Raw genomic sequence first — 519 nt, 5'->3', positions numbered from 1 at the left:
GTGCATGAAGAAGGAATTTAAACTGGATGATTCGAATAAGTTTTAGTGAACTTGGTTTTGTTGAATTCTCAAAAAAAATGATTGGAGGATTTCATTGAAAACATTTTTTCGTTATATGGTCGACAGTAGCAAATGAAGATGATTTTGATGCGTATGAATGGCTGTTTTCGAAATCGATTGAGGATTATAGTTATCGTCACCCGGAAGATTCGGATTACCCTGCCATGTTGGAGAGAATTAGAAGCTGGAGAGAAATGTATCTCCAAAATGGAAGGGACACACTTGGTTTTGGTTTATACCTTTTAAGGAACGATTAATTTATACTATACTCAGATTTTTTCATGTCTTTTAACTTTGAAAGATTACACTAAACAGTGAGGAGATTGGTTTTATGCAAGTTGTAGCCAAAATATTTTTAAAACAACTCGACATGCATTGCTATAATAATGAGTGGTTTGCATCCATGGATCAGGCGCTTCAGGGAGTCATCGCAGCTGAGGCAGCATGGACAAGTTCGGG

1 protein-coding gene (only partly in view) is annotated in these 519 nt (G+C 36.6%); it reads left to right on the top strand.

Annotation, left to right across the window (positions count from 1 at the left end; all coding sequences use genetic code 11):
* Window positions 1-391: 391 nt before the first annotated feature.
* Window positions 392-519, top strand: the beginning of a protein-coding gene (locus tag V7149_RS26240; RefSeq protein ID WP_335348487.1) for a DinB family protein. The gene runs 349 nt beyond the window's last position; the window shows 128 of its 477 coding nt (coding positions 1-128); its start codon is at window positions 392-394; its stop codon lies off the right edge, out of view.

Origin of the sequence: Bacillus sp. JJ1503 (assembly GCF_036965125.1) — a bacterium.
GTDB lineage: Bacteria > Bacillota > Bacilli > Bacillales > Cytobacillaceae > Cytobacillus.
This window is presented reverse-complemented; position numbering and strand designations above follow the sequence as displayed.